Source organism: Haloferax denitrificans ATCC 35960 (assembly GCF_000337795.1).
GTDB classification, from domain to species: domain Archaea; phylum Halobacteriota; class Halobacteria; order Halobacteriales; family Haloferacaceae; genus Haloferax; species Haloferax denitrificans.
On sequence record NZ_AOLP01000009.1, the window covers coordinates 1 to 18,802 of the forward strand.

Genomic DNA, 18,802 nt, shown 5'->3' on the forward strand with positions numbered 1-18,802 from the left:
CACGGTTACATAAAAGACCGTCGAACCGATGGCGCTTCGTCATGCGGTTTCATGGCGGGATTACTCATAAGATGATGACAGACTGTCGGCGATGAACGATGACTCTCGGAGGAACAGGTATCGCGCGACTGGAGGCCGGTCGGTCATCCCGCGCGTCGTACGTTCGGTCTGACCGGGTGTCGGTCGCGCAAGCAGACGCTGGTGGCGCTGTTTGAAAGGCGTATCGACTGCTCTACGACCCGTAGTGCTACGCGTGCGTACGCACGCTGAGAATAATGGCGCATGGCGCCGGTCGCGCTACTCGTCGAGGTGCTCGATACCCCTCTTTGAGACGTTCCCCTTGGTGATTTTCCCCTCCATCCAGCCGGGCTTGTCCTCGGGGGCACTGCTGTTCCACGCCCACGCATCGAAGATGTGGACCTTGTCGGTCCCCTTCTCGCGGAGTCGAATCTCGACCGCGTCCGACTTCGCCTCGTCCTCGGACCCGGCGGGGTCGAGTCGTCGGGCCGCCTTGAGCGCCGCTTGCCTCGGCATACTGCCCGAAAACACACTCGTCTCTGTACCGTCCTCCTCTCGGAGCACGAAGTTTCGCTTACCGTCCTCGCGTACCATGATTTTCCACCTCTATGCCAATGAACCACATGGCACATGATAAATATATCGACGAATTTCGACCGACGACGCCGTGTTGCTTATAAACTCGACCGATTTGTCGGGGTGCCAACCCTCACCGAAGTCGCGACGGGTTTCCCTGCGAGACGGTCCGGTTGCGGCGAAAATCACCACTCCACGGGGAGACGGAGACAACACTTATGTATTCCCTGCGGCGAACCAACGGATAGACCCCCAGATGGTCCGGAAAAAGAAGCTCAGTCCGAGTGGCGCCAAAGACGAGAACGGCGAGTACCACAACGTCCACGTCAACCTCCACGAAGACGAACTCGCGGTCGCCGGGATGGAGATCGGCGACGAGGTGTTCGTCCGCGTGCGGGACGGCAAAATCATCATCCAGAAAGCGGACCCAGACCAGGTCGAACACGACTTCTAAGCGCGTGACCCGCATCGTCTCGAACCGACTCACCCCCAGCGGAAGGCCCGACAGACAGCAATGAATCCCTACCGACTCGCCAAGCCGCTCCTGTTTTCGCTCCCACCCGAGACCGCTCACCGGACCATCCACGGACTGCTCGCGGCCGCTCGCGGCACGCCCGTCGAACCGCTCTTGGAGCGGCGCTACCGCGTCGAGGACCCCCGGCTCGCCACGCGCGCGTTCGGCCTCGACTTCCCGAACCCGGTCGGCGTCGCCGCCGGGTTCGACAAGAACGCCGAGATACCGACCGTCCTCTCGGCGCTCGGCTTCGGTCACGTCGAGGTCGGCGGCGTCACCGCGGAGCCCCAGCCCGGAAACCCGCGGCCGCGCATGTTCCGCCTCCCGGAAGACGAGGCGCTCATCAACCGCATGGGCCTCAACAACGAGGGCGCGGACGCGGTCGGAGAGCGCCTCGCCGCCGGACCGCACCCGGACATCCCGGTCGGCGTCAACCTCGCGCTCTCGGAGGTGACGCCCGCCGAGGAGGCCCCAGCGGACTACCGCTACACCTACGAGCGCGTCGCCGACGGCGCGGACTACTTCGTCGTCAACGTCTCGTGTCCCAACAGCGAGGGCTTCCGCGACCTGCAGAACCGCGACTCCCTCGAAGCGATTCTCGGGACGCTCGTCGACGCCGGTGCCGACCCGCTTCTCGTGAAACTCTCCCCGGACCTCCCGGACCCCGCCGTGGAGGACGCGCTCGAAGTCGTCGACGACCTCGGGCTCGACGGCATCATCGCCAGCAACACGACCACCTCGCGGCCCGACACCTTGCGGAACCCGAACCGCGCCGAGCGCGGCGGCCTCTCCGGCAAGCCCATCGAGGCCGAGGCAACCAACATGATTCGCTTCATCGCCGAGCGGACCGACGTGCCCGTCGTGGGCGTCGGCGGCGTCTCGGACGCCGAAAGCGCCTACCGGAAGATTCGCGCCGGGGCCGAGATGGTCCAGCTCTACACGGGCATGGTGTACGAGGGCCCGTCCATCTCCCGCGACATCAACCGCGGCCTCCTCGACCTGCTCGACCGCGACGGCTTCGACGACGTGGCCGACGCCGTCGGGTCGGGGCTGTAGCGTCGCCCGCGACGACCACTCACCGCGATAACCGACCGCCCGCGTATCGGTGTCGAACCGAAGACTGATTTTTCGGCCAATCACTTGACAAGGCGTGCGCCCGCCCTCTACTCGTGACTCCGGCGTGCTCGCGGTCCTCGTCTCGAACGCCGTCGCGCCGGTCGGCGTCCTGTTCCTCGGTTGGGCACCGGCCGCGCTCTTCGGCGTGTTCGTCGCCGAAATCGCCGCCGTGCTGTGCTGGACGCTCGTGAAGATACCCTTCGCGGCCAAGCGCCCCAACAACACCATCGGCGACGATGACCGGCTGTTCGGCCCGTTGCAGGCCAAGCGAGGGTCGGTTTCGCTCTCCGGTCCCCTCCCGGAGTGCTACCCGCGGAACGTCCCGACGCTCCTCATCGCGGCGTTCCTGCTCGTCCCGCTCGAACTCGCCGTCGCCTTCGTCGCGTTCGGCCTGACCGACCCGGTCGTCACCGACGAAGTCGCCGGGCAAATCCTGCTGGGCGGCGTGGGCGTGTTCGTCGGACGGGGCGTCGAAACGCTCACCAGCTACTTCGCGGCGGGCGGCTACCGCGACCACTCCGCGCGGTCGGTGTTGCTTCCCCCGTTCAAGCTCCTGTTCGCCGTCGGACTGCTGATGTTCGTCTTCGGCCCGTTCGCCGTCGAACTCGAAAACGACGTGTTCCTCGTGGTCCTCGTCGGCCTGAAACTCCTCTACGACCTCCGCGCGCTCCAACTCGAACGGAGCGAAAAGCGGGGCGTCTTCTACCGCCTCTACGGGAGCGAGGAGACCGAGATAGAACCGGTTCCGGTCGAGGAGCCGAAAAGAGCGCCGACCTATCGAACCACGCCCGCCCGCGCGGTCGCCATCACCGATGCGGCCTACCAAAGCCTCCGGTACACGGTCACCAGCGGCGTGCTGTGGTGCTACGGCGTCGCCGCCGCGCTCGTCTTCTTCGGCGCGTGGGCGTTCGCGCTCGCACCGCTCGCCCTCGCCGCCGCGTTCGGGACCCTCCGGGGAGCCTCGCGCTATCTGGCCTCCGGTCCCGTCGAGTTCCGGAGCTACGGTGACGTACTCGTCGTCCACGACGCGCTGTTGGACGAACCCCAAGCCCGCCTCGAACGCGACGCGGTCACCGACGTCAGCGTGTCCACAGACGCCGTCGACCGTCTGTTCGGCACGGAGACGGTGCGGTTCGAGACCGGCGTGGACACGAGTCCGGACGTGCAACTCACCGTCCCCGACCCCGAGGAGGTTCGCGACGACGACGCGAACGCGAACCACCCGATGACGGTTCCCCACGTCGAAGACGCGGCCGCGATGCTGGCCGCCTTCGACGGCGGCGGTGAGACCGAGGCTGAAACTGCGCCGGAGACCGAGGCTGAAACTGCGCCGGAGACCGAGACGGAAGCTGGGACCGAGGCCGGGAGCGAGACACCAGTGCCGAGCCGCAACGGCTGAGCCGCGGGCTGGGCGACCGAATACCGAGAAAAGAACGCGAACGAAAGCGACCGGGCGGCCGCCTCAGTCGGCGTGCTGGACGATGACGATGGCGTCGCCGGCTTCGAGCATGTCGCCGTCGCCGACGTACTCGCGGGACTCCTCGATGGTGAACATCTCGGGGTCGAGTTCGACGCCCGCGACGTGCATCACGCCGTCTTCGACCTCGTAGTCGTCGTTTTCGAGGGCGGCCTCGATGTCCGGGACCTGCGCGCCGTACTCGGGGCCGACGAGCGAGTAGTCGAGGTCGACGCCGGTGACGACCGACTCGATTTCGGGCTCCTCGTCGAGCAGTTCGAGCTCCTCGATGTGCATGACGCCGCTCACGTCCTCCTCGAAGCCGTGGATGTCGCCGTACACCTGTACGAGGTCGACCGGGGCGTTCATCGAGAGCTGGTTGTCGCTTTTGTACTTCCGGAGCGCGCCGACGACGGCCATCGCCGTCTCGCCGGCCGCGACGTCGGCGTCGAGGCCGAGCGGTTCGGGCCACGACTGGTCGTGGACGCTCGCCTCGTCGTACATGTCGCGCCACAGCTCCTCCGTGACGTGCGCGAGGATGGGCGCGAAGCAGGTCAGGAACCGCTTGTGGGCGGTCTGGAGCGTGTACGCCGCCGAGGGGTCGTCGCCCTCGCGGACGCGCTGTTTGGCGATTTCGAGGTAGTCGTCGCAGAACGTGTGCCAGAAGAAACTCCGCAGGCGGTCGCGCGCCTTCGAGAACTCGCGGTTCTCCAGTTTCTCCGTGACGAACCCGAGCTCGCGGTCGAGCGAGGCCAGAAGCCAGCGGTCGATGGCCTTCAGGTCGTCGTGGTCGAACTCGGCGGGCGCGTCCTCGGTGAGGCTCTCGACGAGCTTCGAGGCGTTCCAGAGCTTCCGCATGAGCTTCTCGCCCGCGACGAGACCCTTCTCCTGATACGGCAGGTCGTCGCCGACGGCGCTCCCGGCGGCCCAGTAGCGGGCGGCGTCGACCGGGAACTTCTCTAAGACCTCGTCGGGCGAGACGACGTTACCGACGGACTTCGACATCTTCTCGCGGTTCTCGTCGAGGACCATCCCGTTTATCATCACGCTGTCGAACGGGACCTCGCCGGTGTGCTCGTAGCACTTGACGACCGTGTGGAACAGCCAAAAGGAGATGATGTCGTGGCCCTGCGGGCGCATGTCGAACGGGTAGAGTTCGGGCCGGTCGAGTTCCATCGCCTCCGTCTCGGGGTTCCAGTCCCAGCCGCCGTTGATGAGCGGCGTGAGCGACGAGGTCGCCCACGTGTCGAACACGTCGTCCTCGGCGGCGAACTCGTCGTGGCCGCACTCGGGACAGGCGTCGACCGGCGGGTCGTCCGAGAGCGGGTCGACCGGCAGGTCCTCGCGGTCGGCGACGACGACGTGCTCGCAGTCCTCGCAGTACCAGACGGGGAACGGAATCCCCGAGGAGCGCTGTCGGGAGATGGCCCAGTCCCACTGGAGGCCTTCTATCCAGTTTTTGTACCGCGTGAACATCTTCTCGGGGTACCAGTCCATCTGCTCGCCGGCTTCGAGGTACTCCTCGCGCTTGTCGAGCAGTTTGATGTACCACTGGTCTTTGACGAGGAACTCGACGCTCGTGCCGCACCGCTCGTGGACGTTGACCGTGTGCGTGATGGCGCGCTTGTCGAGGAGCGCCCCGGCGTCGTCGAGGTCGGAGACGATGGCCTCCCGCGCCTCGTCGGCGGAGAGCCCGGCGTAGTCGTCGGCCTCCTCGGTCATCGTGCCGGACTCGTCGATGGCGACGCGGAGCGGCAGGTCGTGGGCCTGATACCACTCGATGTCCGTCTGGTCGCCGAAGGTACAGCACATGACGAGGCCCGTCCCCGTTTCGAGGTCGACGCGCTCGTCTTCGAGGATGGGCACCCGCTGACCGAACAGCGGGACCTCGGCTTCCTGCCCGACGAGGTGCGCGTTGTCGTCGTCGTCCGGGTGGACGAAGACGGCGACGCAGGCGGGGAGCAGTTCGGGTCGCGTCGTGGAGATGACGAACGACTCCTCGGAATCGGCCACGCCGAACTCGATGTCGTGGAAGTGCGAGGCCTGCTCGTCGTCTTCGGTCTCGACCTGCGAGATGGCGGTCTCACACTCGGGACACCAGATGGCGGGCGCGCGCTGGCGGTACTGCCGGCCCTTGTCGTAGAGGTCGACGAAAGAGAGCTGAGAGACGCGCTGGACCTCGGGCGAAATAGTCTGGTACGTCTGGTCCCAGTCGATTGAGATGCCGAGGTTCTGCATCTTCTCCGTGAACTCGCCTTCGTACTCCGCGGTGACCTCGCGGCAGAGCTTCTGGAACTCGCGTCGCTCGTAGTCCTGGTGTTTGATGCCGAGTTCGTCCTCGGTCAGGAGCTCCGAGGCGATGCCGTTGTCGTCGTAGCCGAACGGGAAGTAGACCTCGTCGCCGCGCATCCGGTTGAACCGGGCGACGAAGTCCTGGAGGGTGAAGCCGTAGACGTGGCCCCAATGCAAGCTTCCGGACACCGTCGGCGGCGGTGAGTCGATAGAGAAGACGGTGTCGGGGTCTACCGCACGCTCCGGGTACGCGTACAGGTCTTCGTCGACCCACCTCTCTTGCCACTTCGCCTCGACGGTTTCCGGATCGTATTCTCCGCTCGGCATTGCGTTGGCGTACCTACAGCCGGGCGGACTGTTAAACGCCTCGGTTAAGTGCCCGAGGGAACGGAATTCGGGCGCGAGAGCCGTGACTACCTACAGCACAGAAAGCGCCGACGCGAGGTCCGAACGCAGGTCGTCGACGTGCTCGACGCCCACCGACAGCCGCAACAGCGAGTCCGAGATGCCGAGCGCGTCGCGTTCGGTCTGCGAGAGCGGCGAGTGGGTCATCGTCGCCGGGTGCTCGATGAGGCTCTCGACGCCGCCGAGGCTGACCGCCAGCGGGAACTCCCGGAGTTCGCCGAGGAACTCGGCGGTCCCGTCGAGGTCGGTGTCGAGTTCGAACGACAGCACGCCGCCGAAGCCCGACTGCTGACGGGCCGCGAGGTCGTGTTGCGGATGGGACTCCAACCCCGGATACAGCACCCGCGTCACGGCCTCGTGGGAGTCGAGGAACTCGGCGATTTCCATCGCGTTGGCCTCGTGCTGGCGCATCCGTAGCGGGAGCGTCTTGATGCCACGGAGCGTCAGATAGGAGTCGAACGGCGAGAGCATCGACCCCATGCCGACGCGCTGGAGGAAGGTAATCTCCTCCAGTACGTCCTCGCGGTCGGTGACGACCGCGCCGCCGATGGAGTCGGAGTGGCCGTTGAGGTACTTCGTGGTGCTGTGGACGACCACGTCGGCCCCGAGCGAAAGCGGGTTCTGGAACTGCGGGCTGAGGAAGGTGTTGTCAACGCCGAAGACCGCGTCGCCCTCGTCGGCGACGGCCGCGATGGCCTCGATGTCGCAGAGGTGCATGAGCGGGTTCGTCGGCGTCTCCATCCAGACGAGCGCCGTCTCCTCGCGCATCGCGGCCGCGACGTTGTCGGGGTCGGTGGCGTCGACGAACGACACGTCCACGTTCAGTCGGTCGGCGAACAGCCGGTTGAGCATCGTCTTCGTCCCGCCGTAGAGGTCCTCGAACGCGACGATGTGGTCGCCCGGCCGGACCACCGCGGTCATCGTCGCCGCGATGGCCGCCGTGCCGGAGACGAACGCCAGCGCGTGGTCCGCGCCTTCGAGCGCCGCGAGCCGGTGTTCCAGCGCGTTCCGCGTCGGGTTCGACAGCCGCGAGTAGAGGTACTCGCCCGCGTCGGGGTCGAGCGTCTCCAAGTCCGCGTCGGGGTCGATGCTCGGCACCGCGTAGGTCGAAGAGAGGTGAACCGGAACGACGACGTCCTCGACGCCCGGGGCCGGACCCTGCCCGCGTTCGCCGTGGGTCACCGCCAGCGTCTCGCGACGTACATCATTATCGTTCATACAAGAAATCCGGCGACTCGCGTCCTAAAGGTTTCTATCGCGTTCTGACCAAATGCACGAAAAGAATTACTTCTGGTGTGAAATTACCCGTAGTTATCCGGATTCGGTTCGTGGACCCTCAAAAATCTGCCCCGACTCTTGTGTCAACGCCGACAATTGATGTCCCTGCCTTCTTCAGCGACTCGCGCCGCTCGCCCGAGAGAATCTGTGGCGGCTGACGATGGGCGGTGACCTCGCCGGCGACGACCCCACGATGAAGTGCGGTCCCCCGATTCTTTTTATACGAAGTTGGCATACTCAGTAAGTGGAGGCTTTGCCTCCGAAGGCACCGACCGATGCGGTTGGAAATTAAGCCATAGATGCTCCGATTTGCTTCCGGGTGCCTTCTGCGGTAAACGACACGAGAGTCGTGACTTCGAGCACGAATTCTACTCAGAGATAACCGTCCGAAACCCTACGCCAGCGACGACAGGTCGAATCTCCCACCTTTTTCCCCGACTCGCACCGCTCGTCGCGCAAAAATCTGGACCAAAAACCACCGCCCGAAGTCTACGCCAGCGACGACAGGTCGAACTCGAACGCCGCGACCGGCAGTTCGAGGTCGTGGTCGACGATGACCTTCGGATGGAGTTCGCCGACGACGCCGACTTCCTCGCCGTCGATGACGACCGCGGCGGTGCGGCCGTCGATGAACGACGGGTGATCGGTCGCGGGCGTCTCCAGTTCAACGTCGAAGTCGCGGCAGAGCGCCGCGAGGCGGGCCTTCGCGTCCTCGTAGGTCGCGTCGTGGCGCGCGAGGACGGCCGCGACGTGGCGGGCCTCGGCGACCCGGGTGTTCTCGTCGTCGTCGCGGTGGGCCACGTGGCCGATTTCCGCGAGGTCCTGCGGGTACGCCCGGTGGGTGTTGTTCTCCAGCACCATCGTCAGCGAGGGGAGCACCCACGTCCGAAGCATGGTGTAGTCCTCGCTGTACGGTTCGGTGATGGAGGCGGGCTCGCCGCCGCCGAGATACTCGGAACCGACCTCGACGTCCATGCGCTCGTAGTTCTCGCCCTCCGAAATCATGTGGAAGTTGAGCAGGTCCTCGAAGCCGAGGCCGACGAGCGAGGTGCGGACCGCGTCTTCGAGTCGGGAGCGCTCGTGGCGCTGGCCGACCGTCCCCACGTCGGGGTAGCGCGGTTCGAGGTCGTTGAAGCCGTAGGCGCGGCCCACGTCGTCAACGAGGTCGAGGGGGTGGAGCACGTCCACGCGGTACGGCGGAATCGAGACCTCGTAGACGGTTTCTTCGCCCAGTTCGGCGTTCGCGTCGAGGCCGGAGCGCTCGAACAGGTCGATGACCTCGTCCAGCTCCAACTCGACGCCGAGGACCGTCTCGATGCGGTCGTGAGAGACGTGTTTCGTCTCGACTTCGAAGTCGGGCTTCGTGACGGTGCCCGTCTCGTACTGGACCTCGACGTCCTCGATGGTCGCCCCGCGAGCGGCCAGCGCGTAGCAGATGATGTTGCACATCCGGTCGATGGTCCACTGGTCGGTGCCGGTGAGTTCGACGAGCAGGTCGCGGGAGTCCGTCGAGACCTCGGTCCGGCGGCCGTTGATGACCGGCGGGAACGAGAACAGGCCGATTTCGTCGTAGATGGCCGGGTAGCGGTCGTACTCGCTCACGAGGTCGGCGTACTTCCGGCCCGTCGCGTGCTGTTCGAGCACCTCGGCGGGCGTGAGTTCGTCGTTGGAGTCGAGCGCGACGAACGTGTCGCCGTCGGGTTCGATACCCGTGTACGTGATGGAGTTGCCGGAGGCGTTCTCCGAGAGCACGTCGCCTTTCAGCATCGTCAGGTCGTGGATGCCGATGGCTCCCTTGGCGCGCTTTCGGCCCATCGTCGCGTGGAGCTTCTCCTGCAACTGGATGAGCGAGTCGAGCGCCGCGTCGTCCAAATCGACCCCGCGGACGACCGCACCCGTGACGTAGGGGCGCTCGTCTGGCACGTCGTCGTCGACGACGAAGGTCCAGTCGGGGTCGTTCGTGTTCGGCACGGAGACGCCGCGGGCGTCGCCGTACTGGTAGCGAAGCGAGCGGGCGACGCCCTCGACCGACAGGCGGTCGAGGCGGTCGGGGCCGAACTCGAGTTGGAACGCCCCGTCGTCGGTGACGCCCTCGAACTCCAGTCCGAGCGCGAACAGGTCGTCTTTGAACTCCTCGTCGGACTTGTCTTCGTGGCCGGTCAGGCGGCGCAGTTCGTCGGGTTGAACGTCGACTACGGGCATTACTTGAGCACCTCCGTCTCGCGGAGCAGGTCGAGGTCACACATCGTTCCGTGCACGTCGCGGATGTCGTCGAAGCCGTACATGAGCATCAGCAGGCGCTCTAAGGCGAGGCCCCACGCCATCACGTCGCACTCGACGCCGAGGGGGCGAAGCACCTCTTCGCGGAACATCCCCGAATTCCCTATCTCGATGAGTTCGCCCGTCTCTGGGTGTCGGCCGAACAGCTCGAACGACGGCTCCGTGTAGGGGTTGTAGTGCGGCTTGAACTGGATGTCCGTGATGCCGAAGTGCGAGTAGAACTCCTCGAAGGTGCCCATCAGGTCGCGCACCGAGAGGTCCTCGGCCATCACCCAGCCCTCGATCTGGTAGAACTCCAGGAGGTGCGTCGGGTCGAGCGTGTCGTTGCGGTACACCTTCTCGACCGAGAAGTACCGTTGCGGCGGCTCTAACTCCCCGACCTCGTGACCGGAGAGATAGCGCATCGACAGCGACGTGGTGTGGCCGCGGAGCGCGATGGCCCGCGCGAAGTCCTCGGACCACGGCGAGTGGTAGCCGTCGCCGTCCTCGCCGACGCCGTTGAGGTGGGCGTCTCGGACGTTGTCGATGAGGTCCTCGGGGATGTCCTCCATCGGCGGCACGTCGAGGGCGAAGCGGTCCCAGTGGGTGCGCGCCGGGTGGTCCTGTGGCATGAACAGGCAGTCGTTAATCCAGAAGTCCGCGTCGGCGTGCGGGCCCTCCATCTCGGCGAAGCCCATGCCGGTGAGCACGTCCTTCACGCGGTCGGCGGTCTGCCGGAGGATGTGCTTTTTGCCGCCGCGCGCCTCGGGCGCGTCGGCCTCGACGTTGTACTCCGTGAACTCGACGTCCTCCCACTCGCCGGAGGTGAGCATCTCGGGGGTGAGGCGGTCGACCGTCTCCGCCGCCTCGACGCCCTCCATCAGCGCCGTGACGCCCTCGTCGGTGAGGGTGACCGCGCGGATGGTGCGCTCGTGGCGGACCACGAGGTTCCGCGATTCGAGCTGGTCGAGCACGTCGCCGTCGACGGACTCGCCCAATTCGAGGGCCGCGAGCGCGGCGGCCTCCTCGTCGGCGTCGGGGTCGGCGTCCGCGTCGGGCGCGAGTTCGCCCGAGTCGATGTGTCCGTAGCCCTTGCGCGCGAAGTTCGACAGCGCGATATCGACCTGCGGGCCGCCGAGGGAGGACGCGCCGATGACCTGTCCCATCGGGACCGCGTCGCCGTCGCCCGCGTCGAGCGCGGCGCGGTAGAGACGCACCTCGGGGAGGCCCTCACCGGCGTACTCGACGCCCTCGTCTGTCAGTTCGACGGACTCCTCTGTGGTCTCGGTGACCGAGACGAGTCCCTCATCGCGGAGGTCGAAGACCGCGCCCGTGACCGTCTCGGGCTTCTGGTCCGTCGCCTCCGCGAGCTGTGCAATCGTTCGTTCGTCCGTGGCGCTCGCGGCGTTCAACACCGCGACCTGTGATTCCGGAAGTCGCATCTGGTTCGTTGTGGCGTTAGCCGTCTGGTGGTCGGTTAGCAGTTTCGAAGCCTCGCCGCGCTGGCGGGGCTGACCGGCGGGGTCGGTTTCGTCCGGCGGGCGCGGTGACGCCCGGCCGGAGTCCGCCGACCTCAGGCGGTCAGAAAGAAAAATCCGAACCCGTCGGTGGTCGGTTCGCTCGCTCGCGCCCCGCGTTTGGGTTCGGATGCCATATCCGACCGATTGTGAGTGCCGAGTAAAAACGTTGCGCGTCCACGCCGAGTCAATCCGAGCGCAGATACGTTCTTGGTACCGGCCGACGGAGAGACGGCGAAGACGAATGCGAGACCTAGACGCGACCCTCTCGGCGATTCGCCTCGGCCACGAGGCGTCGCTCATCGTCAAACCCCCGCACCGCCCGGACGACAGAGACGACGTCGAGGCCGTCCTCGTCCGGGCCGCGCCGCCCTACGAGTTCGACGACGGCGAACTGACCTACCGCGTCGTCGAAGACAGAGGCGAGGGCGAGCGCGCGGGCGACACCGGCTTTCGCGTCCTCGCGTCGCGCGACGTGGCCGACCCCGTCCGCGAACTCGGCGAACTCCGCGCCGTGGTCGACATGAGCGCGTAACGCGGCGGCGGCTTCTCTCGGTCCCTCTCAGGCCACGTTCCGCTCGCGGAGCGTCTCGCCCGACTCGAACCGGTCGAGCGACAGCGCCGACACGTCCACCTCGCAGGCGTCCTCGCCGAGACACAGGTCGGCGACGGCCTCGCCGGTCGCGGGCGCGTGCTGGAAGCCGTGGCCCGAGAAGCCGGCGGCGACGACGAGGCCGGGTTCCACTGCGTCCAGAATCGCGTGGTGGTCGGGCGTCACGGCGTACAGCCCGGCCCAGCCATTTCGAATCCGCGTCTCCGGGCCGAAGTAGGCCGCGGCGTCGTCGGCCCGCTCGGTCGCCTCGACCGCCCACTCCACGTCCATCGACTCGTCGAATCGGTCGGGGTCCACGTCGGGGTCCGTCTCCGAGAAGTGCCCGCCGACGACGGCGGTCCCCTCCCGCTCCGGGCGGAAGTACGCCCCCGTGTCGAGGTCGATGGTGAGCGGGGCGTCCGCGGGGAGGTCCCCCTCGGGCTCCACGACGGCTATCTGCCGGCGGCGCGGCGCGATTGGGAGGTCGACGCCGGCGAGCGAAGCGACCCGGCCGGACCACGCGCCCGCCGCGACGACCACGGCGTCGGCGTCGATAGAACCGTCCGGCGTCTCGGCGCGCCAGCCGCCGGCGTCGGGAGTGGCCACCGCATCGGCCGAGCCGTCGTCGGAACTATCGTCGTCGGAACCGCCGTCGGAGCCGCCGTCGGAGCCGCCGTCGCCGACGCGAGCGAGGTCGGTCACCGGCGTCTTCGTCCGGATATCGACGCCGGCGGCGCGGGCCGCGTCCGCGTAGCCCTGTACCGCGGAATGCGGGTCGGCGACGCCGTCCGCGGCCGAGAACGTCGCCGCGACGAACGACTCGGTTCGGAGTTCCGGGAGGTACTCGGCGGCCTCCGCGGGCGAGAGGACGCGACTCGGCGCACCGGCCTCGGTCTGCATGGCGACGTTCTCCCGGAACGCCGCGGCGGTCTCCTCGGTCCGGGCGAGAAAGAGGTAGCCGGAGCGCCGGTAGTCGATATCGACGCCGAAGTCGTCCGCGAACGACTCCCAGACGGGGACGCTGGCGAGCGAGAGTTCGACGTTCACGCGCGTCGAGAACTGCGTTCGGATGCCGCCCGCCGCGCGACCCGTACTGCCGCCGCCGAGCGTCCCCGCCTCGCAGACGGTGACCTCGGCACCGCGGCCGGCCAGCGCGTGGGCGCAGGCGAGTCCGACGACCCCGCCGCCGACGATGAGGACGTGCATGGTCTCGTCTGATTCGCCACCGACATGAGTGTGTCTGTCACATACTGTCGAGGAACAATGTTTTCACGCGGCCGCGGAGAGTAGTCAGGGTATGGTCCGTATTCTCTCCGCTGACGCTGTCGGCGAGTTACTCTCGCTCGCGGAGCTGTTTCCGGTCGTCGAGGAGGCGTTCGTCAAGCAGGGCCGCGGCGAGGTCGAACGCCCCCCGCGACCGCACTTTCCGGTCGGCATCGACATCGACAGGGTTCGGGACGGGACCGGCGGCGAGGGAGTCACAGGCTCGGGAGAGGAACCGATAGAGCGGGACGGCCCGCTCGGCACCGGCCTCACCATGCCGGCGTACATCCACGGCCGCGAGGTGTACGCGACGAAGCTCGCCGCCGTCCACCCGGAGAACGCCGCCCGCGGCCTCCCGACGGTGAACGCGCAGGTCGCCCTCACCGACGCGACGACCGGCCTCCCGCTCGCGCTCCTCGACGGGACCACGGTCACCAGCGCCCGGACGGGCTGTATCGGCGGCCTCGCCGCGGAGTACCTCGCGGCCGACCCGATTCGGCTCGGCGTCCTCGGCGCGGGCGCGCAGGCCCGCTGGCAGAGCCGCGCCATCGCCGTCGGCTCCGCGGTCGAGTCGGTCGCGGTCTACTCCCCCAGCGACTCCCGCGAGGCGTGCGCCGCCGACCTCCGCGAGGACGGCCTCCCCGCCGAGGCCGTCGATTCCCCCGAGGCGGCCGTCGCCGGCGCGAACGTCGTCGTCACCGCGACGACCAGCGAGACGCCGGTGTTCGACGGCTCGTGGCTCGCCCCCGGAACGCTCGTCGTCGCCGTCGGTGCTTACACGCCCGAGATGCGGGAACTCGACGCCGAGACGTTCGAGCGGGCCGCGCGGGTGTTCGCCGACGTGCCCGAGGAGGTCGCCGAGATTGGCGACGTGCGCGGGGCCGACCTCGACGAGTCCGACCTGATTCCGCTCTCGGCCGTCTTCGAGGGCGACGCCGGCCGCGACGACGCCGACGAGATTCTGGTCGTCGAGAGCGTCGGGTCGGCGGTGCTCGACGCCGCGGCCGCCGAGTACCTCTACGAGAAGTCGAGCGCGCGCGGCGTCGGAGAAGAAGTGGGGTTGTGAGCGGTCGTGCGGCCGCGGGTGCGGTCGCAGTCGGGGGCGGGGGCGGGGGCGGCGGCCGCCGCTAGTGCTCGGCGGCAACGCCGTGTCGTCTTTCAGCCGCCACGAACTGCCGCCTCACTAATGTTCGGCGGCAACGCCGCGCCGCTCGGTCTCTAAGTCGATGTCCAGCGAGTCGAGGATTTCCTCGGCCTCCTCGCGTTTTTCGTGGTGGTCTTCGAGGAACTCCCGCATCATCGTCGCCGCCTGCTCCTTACAGCCGCCGCAGAGGCGCTCGCCGCCGACGCACTCGTCGTAGACCTCCTTGGCGAGTTCGTCGTCGTCGCCCGTCAGCAGGTAGGCGTACAGCTCGTACACCGGACACTTGTCGGCCTCGCCGCCGAGTTCGCGCTGTTCTTCGGCGGTGTCGCGGCCGCCGGTCGTCGCCGACTTCACCTTGTCGTAGCCCTCCTCGGGCGCGTCGAGAAGCGAGATGTGGCTCGCCGGAATCGACGACGACATCTTGCCGCCGGTGAGGCCGGTCATGAAGCGGTGGTAGATAGAGGACGGCGGGATGAAGCCGTAGCCGCCGTGGTGGGCCTCGACCTCGCGGGCGAGGTCTTCGGCCTCGTCGACGCCCATGTCGAACGCGTCGATGTGCTGGTCGTACCGGCGTTTCTCGCCCTCGATGTCCTCGATGAGCGCCTCGAACGCCTCGTCGGTCGCCTGCCGGGCGAAGAAGCGAATCCGCGGGCGGAGCGGTTCCATCCCGGCGTTTTCGAGCTTCTCGACCGCCGACTCGCGGACCGACTCGGAGACGAGCACGCCGGCCGCGTCGAGGTCGGCGTCGGCGAGCCACTCGGCCGCCTCGCCGCACCGCGGCACGTCGGCGTCCTCGGCGTACGCCTCGCGGGCGTCGTGGGCGGCCGCGACGAGCGGGCGCTCGGCGTCGGCGAGTTCGAAGCTCGCGAACGCTTCTGTCACCTTGAAGAATCGCATCCGAGTGGCGAGGTCGCGGGCGAACCGGACGTGGGGGTCCTGGTCGGGACCGACCGGGATGACCGTCGGCTTGGGGTCGTCCAACTGCGGGTAGAGGATGTCGGCCATCTGCGTGACGACAGACTGCATGTGCGAGACGTTGGTCTCGCCGTCGAAGCCGTAGATGGACTGGAACTCCGAGAAGTTGGCCTTCCCGCCGAGTTCGAACGCGAGCCGCTGGAGGCGGTCGTTGTCGGACTGTCGGTAGAGTTCGCCCTCCTCGGGGTCGAATCCGAGCGCGATGAGCGACAGCAGGTAGTCGCGGCTGTGCTCGTTGATTTCGTCCCACGGGATGCCGCGGGCGGAGTGGGCCTCCATGTCCGCGATGAGGCCGTAGGCGTCGCCGCCCTGCTGTTGATGCCAGATTATCTCGTCGAAGACGAGCTTGTGGCCGATGTGGGGGTCGCCCGTCGGCATGAACCCCGAGAGGACGGCGAAGTCGTCGCCGTCTCGCATGGCGTCGAGCACCGGCCGGTAGTCGCGGTGGCCGAAGATGACGCCGCGGCGCATCAGGTAGTGCGGGTTCGGCACCTCGTCGAGCACCTCGTCGAACTCCTCGATGCCGAACTCCTCGAACAGCTTCCGGTAGTCGGAGACGGTCGACGAGCCCCACGGGTCGAGGGCGACGTCATCTGCTCCCTCTGCTGTGCCTCCATCGGTGCGGATGCGCTCCGCGGGTTCGTCGTCTGTCATGGCGTGAGCCGACTGACCGAAAGCCAGTCTATCTCTCCGTTGTCGTCGGTCAGCGCAAAAACCATTCGCTTGCGGACACCGCCGGCGAGGCGCACGTCGAGCGAGAGGTCCCGCGGGACGAACGTGTGGTCGGGCGCGACCACGCGCACGAGGAACTCGGAGTGCGAGAGGTCCGACACCGACTCGAACTCCGTGTAGACGCGGAAGTCGGAACCGAACTTGAAGCCGCTCTTGGGGACGGTGTTTGCCCCCCGGAGCGCGGCGTACACCGCGAGTCGGCGGTCGAACCGGTCGCCCTCCACGTCGCGGCCGCGGGAGAGCACGTCGGCCTCGTCGATGGCGAGCGCGTCTGCGCGGGCGAGGTAGGCGGCTTCGAGGAGCGACAGCTGGAGCGGGCCGCTGTCGGCGTTTCTGCCGTACAGGCGCTGGCCGAAGAAGCCGCGCTGGTAGAGGCGGTCGACGCCGTCCCAGACGAGCGCGCGGTCCGAGAGGAGCTCCGCGTCGAGGTCGGTCGGGAGGTCCTCCGCGGCCGTTCCCTCGGGGGAGTCGCCCTCGGTGTCGAAGTAGGTCAGGTCGCCGTCCTCGTCGACGATGGCGAGAACCACGTCCCCGAGCGACGAGACGGGGATGCTCTCGCGCTCGCCGACGACGCGGACGCGGTGTTCGACTTCGCCGTCCCACGGGCCTTTTCCGCGGGGGTAGACGAGGAAGTCAGCGCCCGCGGCGTCGTCGACGCCGGGCCAGCCCTCGCGGGCGGGCGAGAGGTAGAACCCGCGGTCGCGGAGGTCTTTGTAGACGACGAAGTCGAGGGTGGTCCCGGTGCGCGCGAGGAGTTCGCGCAGGCCCATCCCGTCCACGCCGTCGATGTCGTCCCGCGAGAGCAGGTGGGCGGCCTCGACGGGCGCGACCTCCAAGTCGTCGCCGCCGGTGGGTCTCCCGTAGCCGCGGGAGTCGTGGAACCGCTGTCGAGCGTCGCCCGGGAGGTGGACGACGCCGTCTTCGAGGCGTCCTTGCATACCCGAATCGGGGCGCGGCGACGACAAAGGGTCTGCGATGCGGGCGGCGGGTCGGCGCGCGAACCGACCGGGCGGGTCGCCACCGCCGTCTACTCGTCGCGGCCGCGTCCGCGGATGCGCCCCGCTCGGCCGGCCGTGTCGCCAGCGACGGGGCCACGCCCGCCGCCCTTCGTTTCGGCTCCGAGGGGCCTCACCTCGGTGCCGCCGCGGGTCGTCGCGGCTCATCGGCCCTCGCAGGTCGAGTCGAGACACCGCCGACCGCGACTCGTCTCGAACGTGGGCAGGCCGCAGTCGCAGTCGTCGACGACGACGCCCGCGGGGAGCGAAAAGGCCGTCTCGCACTCGGGGTAGGCGTCACAGCCGGCGAGCAGGCGACCGCTCCGCCGGATGATTCGGAGCGGCGACCCGCAGTCCGGACACGACCACTCGCCGTCGAGCCGAGCTTTGACGTGGTCGTCAAGCGGGTCGCACTGACGGTCGATACAGACCTCGAACGACGCGCCGCGCTCGACGCGCATCAACGGCAGGCCGCAGTCGCCACAGGTCTCGTCGAGGACGGTCGCACCCGCCGGCAGGCGGTACTCGGTCCCCGAGTCGAGGGCGACGACGGACCCGTTCGTCCTGACGAGCGGGTCGCCGGTGTCGGGATGTGAGCCGACCGGGACGCCCGCGTCGCTCGCGGGGTACTCGGCGCGGCCGGTCACGTCGTTCGACTCGACGGTGAGGGTCTGGTCGCCCGCGCGGGCCAGGAGGCCGAACGACCCCGGCCCGGACTCGACGGTCAGCGAGTCGGCGCGGGTCAGCCACGCGACGGGCTGGTAGCCCCCGGCGTCGTGGACGAGGACGGTTCTGTCGGGCTTGGCCACGACGACGACCCGGCCGCGCTGGGTGCGGTCGCGGGAGCCTTCGAAGCTGACGGTGCAGTCGCCGGCGAAGACGCGTATCGAATCCATGCGGCGGGGTGGTCGCTGGTTCCGATTTGAACCTACGTGCGAGGGTTCACTGGCCATGCCGCGGCACGAAGCTCTTTGGTCGGGCAGGGCCGAGGGCGAACCATGGACGCGAACGTCGTGCTGTTCGACATGGACGGAGTGTTGGTCGATTCCGAGCAGTACTGGCACGCCTTCGAGGACGAGTGGGTGTTCGCCGACGCCATCGAGTCCGGCGACCCCGACCACGAGGAGATAACGGGGATGAACTTCCGCGAGATATACGACTACCTCGACGCGACGTACGGGACGACCGTCACGAAAGACGAGTTCATCGCGGCGTACCACGAGAACTCGGAGAGCGTCTACGGCGAGCACGTCGTCCTGATGGACGGCGCAGAAGAGCTGTTTTCGGACCTCCGCGCGGCGGGCAAGAAGCTGGCAATCGTCTCGTCGGCCCCGCAGGACTGGATTTCGACCGTCCGCGAGCGGTTCGACCTCGACCCCCTCGACCTCGTGCTCTCGGCCGAGGACATCGACGACCCCGGCAAGCCCGAACCCCACATCTACGAGCACGCCGCCGCCGAGTTCGGCGTCGACCCCGAAGAGTGCGTCGTCATCGAGGACTCGATAAACGGCATCGAAGCGGCCGTGCGGTCCGGCGCGTACACCATCGCCTACCGCGGCGGGGAGAACGCCGACCTCGACCTCTCGCGGGCGGACGAAATCGTGAACGGACCAGTGGAGTTGCGGGCGGCGTTGCTCGGCGAGGAGTAGACGAAACGCGACCAGAAATCG

At 67.8% G+C, this 18,802-nt stretch carries 15 protein-coding genes; 6 read left to right on the forward strand and 9 right to left on the reverse strand.

From position 1 onward, the window contains the following. Positions 1–297 precede the first annotated feature (297 nt). Positions 298–612, reverse strand: a complete 315-nt coding sequence (locus tag C438_RS07100; RefSeq protein WP_004968662.1) for a non-histone chromosomal MC1 family protein — start codon at positions 610–612, stop codon at positions 298–300. Between the two features lie 238 nt (positions 613–850). On the opposite strand from C438_RS07100, the gene C438_RS07105 reads away from it, so the two are divergent. The 3 genes from C438_RS07105 (at position 851) to C438_RS07115 (ending at position 3,623) form a co-directional block, all read left to right on the forward strand. Continuing rightward, positions 851–1,048, forward strand: coding sequence for a hypothetical protein (locus C438_RS07105; RefSeq protein ID WP_004044784.1), 198 nt, complete (start codon positions 851–853; stop codon positions 1,046–1,048). Positions 1,049–1,108: 60 nt separating this feature from the next. After that, a complete protein-coding gene (locus C438_RS07110) occupies positions 1,109–2,164 on the forward strand; it encodes a quinone-dependent dihydroorotate dehydrogenase (RefSeq protein ID WP_004968665.1) in 1,056 nt (351 codons plus the stop codon). Between the two features lie 94 nt (positions 2,165–2,258). After that, entirely contained in the window at positions 2,259–3,623 is a 1,365-nt protein-coding gene (locus C438_RS07115; protein ID WP_275039875.1) for a DUF6498-containing protein, read from the forward strand. Between the two features lie 63 nt (positions 3,624–3,686). Here the strand turns inward: C438_RS07115 and C438_RS07120 are convergent, their stop codons facing one another. The 4 genes from C438_RS07120 to pheS form a co-directional block, all read right to left on the reverse strand. Further along, positions 3,687–6,299: a valine--tRNA ligase gene (locus tag C438_RS07120; RefSeq protein ID WP_004968668.1), complete on the reverse strand. Its 2,613-nt coding sequence runs from the start codon at positions 6,297–6,299 to the stop codon at positions 3,687–3,689. A gap of 90 nt (positions 6,300–6,389) precedes the next feature. Next, positions 6,390–7,595 carry a trans-sulfuration enzyme family protein gene (locus C438_RS07125; protein ID WP_049917849.1) on the reverse strand — a complete coding sequence of 402 codons (1,206 nt, stop codon included), beginning with the start codon at positions 7,593–7,595 and terminating at the stop codon, positions 6,390–6,392. 549 nt (positions 7,596–8,144) lie between these two features. Further along, a complete protein-coding gene (gene pheT, locus C438_RS07130; protein ID WP_004968671.1) occupies positions 8,145–9,857 on the reverse strand; it encodes a phenylalanine--tRNA ligase subunit beta in 1,713 nt (570 codons plus the stop codon). Further along, positions 9,857–11,356: a phenylalanine--tRNA ligase subunit alpha gene (gene pheS / locus C438_RS07135; protein WP_004968672.1), complete on the reverse strand. Its 1,500-nt coding sequence runs from the start codon at positions 11,354–11,356 to the stop codon at positions 9,857–9,859. Before pheS ends, pheT begins: the two co-directional genes overlap by 1 nt. Before the next feature lie 319 nt (positions 11,357–11,675). On the opposite strand from pheS, the gene C438_RS07140 reads away from it, so the two are divergent. After that, a complete protein-coding gene (locus C438_RS07140) occupies positions 11,676–11,966 on the forward strand; it encodes a hypothetical protein (RefSeq protein WP_004968674.1) in 291 nt (96 codons plus the stop codon). A gap of 27 nt (positions 11,967–11,993) precedes the next feature. On the opposite strand, the gene C438_RS07145 is transcribed toward C438_RS07140, so the two are convergent. Then, on the reverse strand, positions 11,994–13,229 hold the full coding sequence (locus C438_RS07145) for an NAD(P)/FAD-dependent oxidoreductase (RefSeq protein WP_004968675.1): 1,236 nt from the start codon (positions 13,227–13,229) through the stop codon (positions 11,994–11,996). Between the two features lie 91 nt (positions 13,230–13,320). Between C438_RS07145 and C438_RS07150 the strand changes: the two genes are divergently transcribed. Beyond that, entirely contained in the window at positions 13,321–14,352 is a 1,032-nt protein-coding gene (locus C438_RS07150) for an ornithine cyclodeaminase family protein (RefSeq protein ID WP_004968676.1), read from the forward strand. A gap of 117 nt (positions 14,353–14,469) precedes the next feature. Here the strand turns inward: C438_RS07150 and C438_RS07155 are convergent, their stop codons facing one another. From C438_RS07155 to C438_RS07165, 3 genes are all read right to left on the reverse strand, one after another. Further along, a complete protein-coding gene (locus tag C438_RS07155) occupies positions 14,470–16,059 on the reverse strand; it encodes a tryptophan--tRNA ligase (RefSeq protein WP_004968677.1) in 1,590 nt (529 codons plus the stop codon). Continuing rightward, on the reverse strand, positions 16,056–17,075 hold the full coding sequence (endA, locus tag C438_RS07160) for a tRNA-intron lyase (RefSeq protein WP_004968678.1): 1,020 nt from the start codon (positions 17,073–17,075) through the stop codon (positions 16,056–16,058). Before endA ends, C438_RS07155 begins: the two co-directional genes overlap by 4 nt. A gap of 221 nt (positions 17,076–17,296) precedes the next feature. Continuing rightward, on the reverse strand, positions 17,297–18,028 hold the full coding sequence (locus tag C438_RS07165) for an Sjogren's syndrome/scleroderma autoantigen 1 family protein (RefSeq protein ID WP_004968679.1): 732 nt from the start codon (positions 18,026–18,028) through the stop codon (positions 17,297–17,299). A 102-nt stretch (positions 18,029–18,130) separates the two neighbouring features. On the opposite strand from C438_RS07165, the gene C438_RS07170 reads away from it, so the two are divergent. Continuing rightward, positions 18,131–18,781, forward strand: coding sequence for an HAD family hydrolase (locus tag C438_RS07170; protein ID WP_004968680.1), 651 nt, complete (start codon positions 18,131–18,133; stop codon positions 18,779–18,781). Positions 18,782–18,802 lie beyond the last annotated feature (21 nt).

Excerpts from the sequence above, each read along its gene's own strand:
- C438_RS07100 (WP_004968662.1), bottom strand. The coding sequence starts at position 612 with ATGGTACGCGAGGACGGTAAGCGAAACTTCGTGCTCCGAGAGGAGGAC.
- C438_RS07105 (WP_004044784.1), top strand. The coding sequence starts at position 851 with ATGGTCCGGAAAAAGAAGCTCAGTCCGAGTGGCGCCAAAGACGAGAAC.
- C438_RS07110 (WP_004968665.1), top strand. The coding sequence starts at position 1,109 with ATGAATCCCTACCGACTCGCCAAGCCGCTCCTGTTTTCGCTCCCACCC.
- C438_RS07120 (WP_004968668.1), bottom strand. The coding sequence starts at position 6,299 with ATGCCGAGCGGAGAATACGATCCGGAAACCGTCGAGGCGAAGTGGCAA.
- C438_RS07125 (WP_049917849.1), bottom strand. The coding sequence starts at position 7,595 with ATGAACGATAATGATGTACGTCGCGAGACGCTGGCGGTGACCCACGGC.
- pheT (WP_004968671.1), bottom strand. The coding sequence starts at position 9,857 with ATGCCCGTAGTCGACGTTCAACCCGACGAACTGCGCCGCCTGACCGGC.
- pheS (WP_004968672.1), bottom strand. The coding sequence starts at position 11,356 with ATGCGACTTCCGGAATCACAGGTCGCGGTGTTGAACGCCGCGAGCGCC.
- C438_RS07140 (WP_004968674.1), top strand. The coding sequence starts at position 11,676 with ATGCGAGACCTAGACGCGACCCTCTCGGCGATTCGCCTCGGCCACGAG.
- C438_RS07145 (WP_004968675.1), bottom strand. The coding sequence starts at position 13,229 with ATGCACGTCCTCATCGTCGGCGGCGGGGTCGTCGGACTCGCCTGCGCC.
- C438_RS07150 (WP_004968676.1), top strand. The coding sequence starts at position 13,321 with ATGGTCCGTATTCTCTCCGCTGACGCTGTCGGCGAGTTACTCTCGCTC.
- C438_RS07155 (WP_004968677.1), bottom strand. The coding sequence starts at position 16,059 with ATGACAGACGACGAACCCGCGGAGCGCATCCGCACCGATGGAGGCACA.
- endA (WP_004968678.1), bottom strand. The coding sequence starts at position 17,075 with ATGCAAGGACGCCTCGAAGACGGCGTCGTCCACCTCCCGGGCGACGCT.
- C438_RS07165 (WP_004968679.1), bottom strand. The coding sequence starts at position 18,028 with ATGGATTCGATACGCGTCTTCGCCGGCGACTGCACCGTCAGCTTCGAA.
- C438_RS07170 (WP_004968680.1), top strand. The coding sequence starts at position 18,131 with ATGGACGCGAACGTCGTGCTGTTCGACATGGACGGAGTGTTGGTCGAT.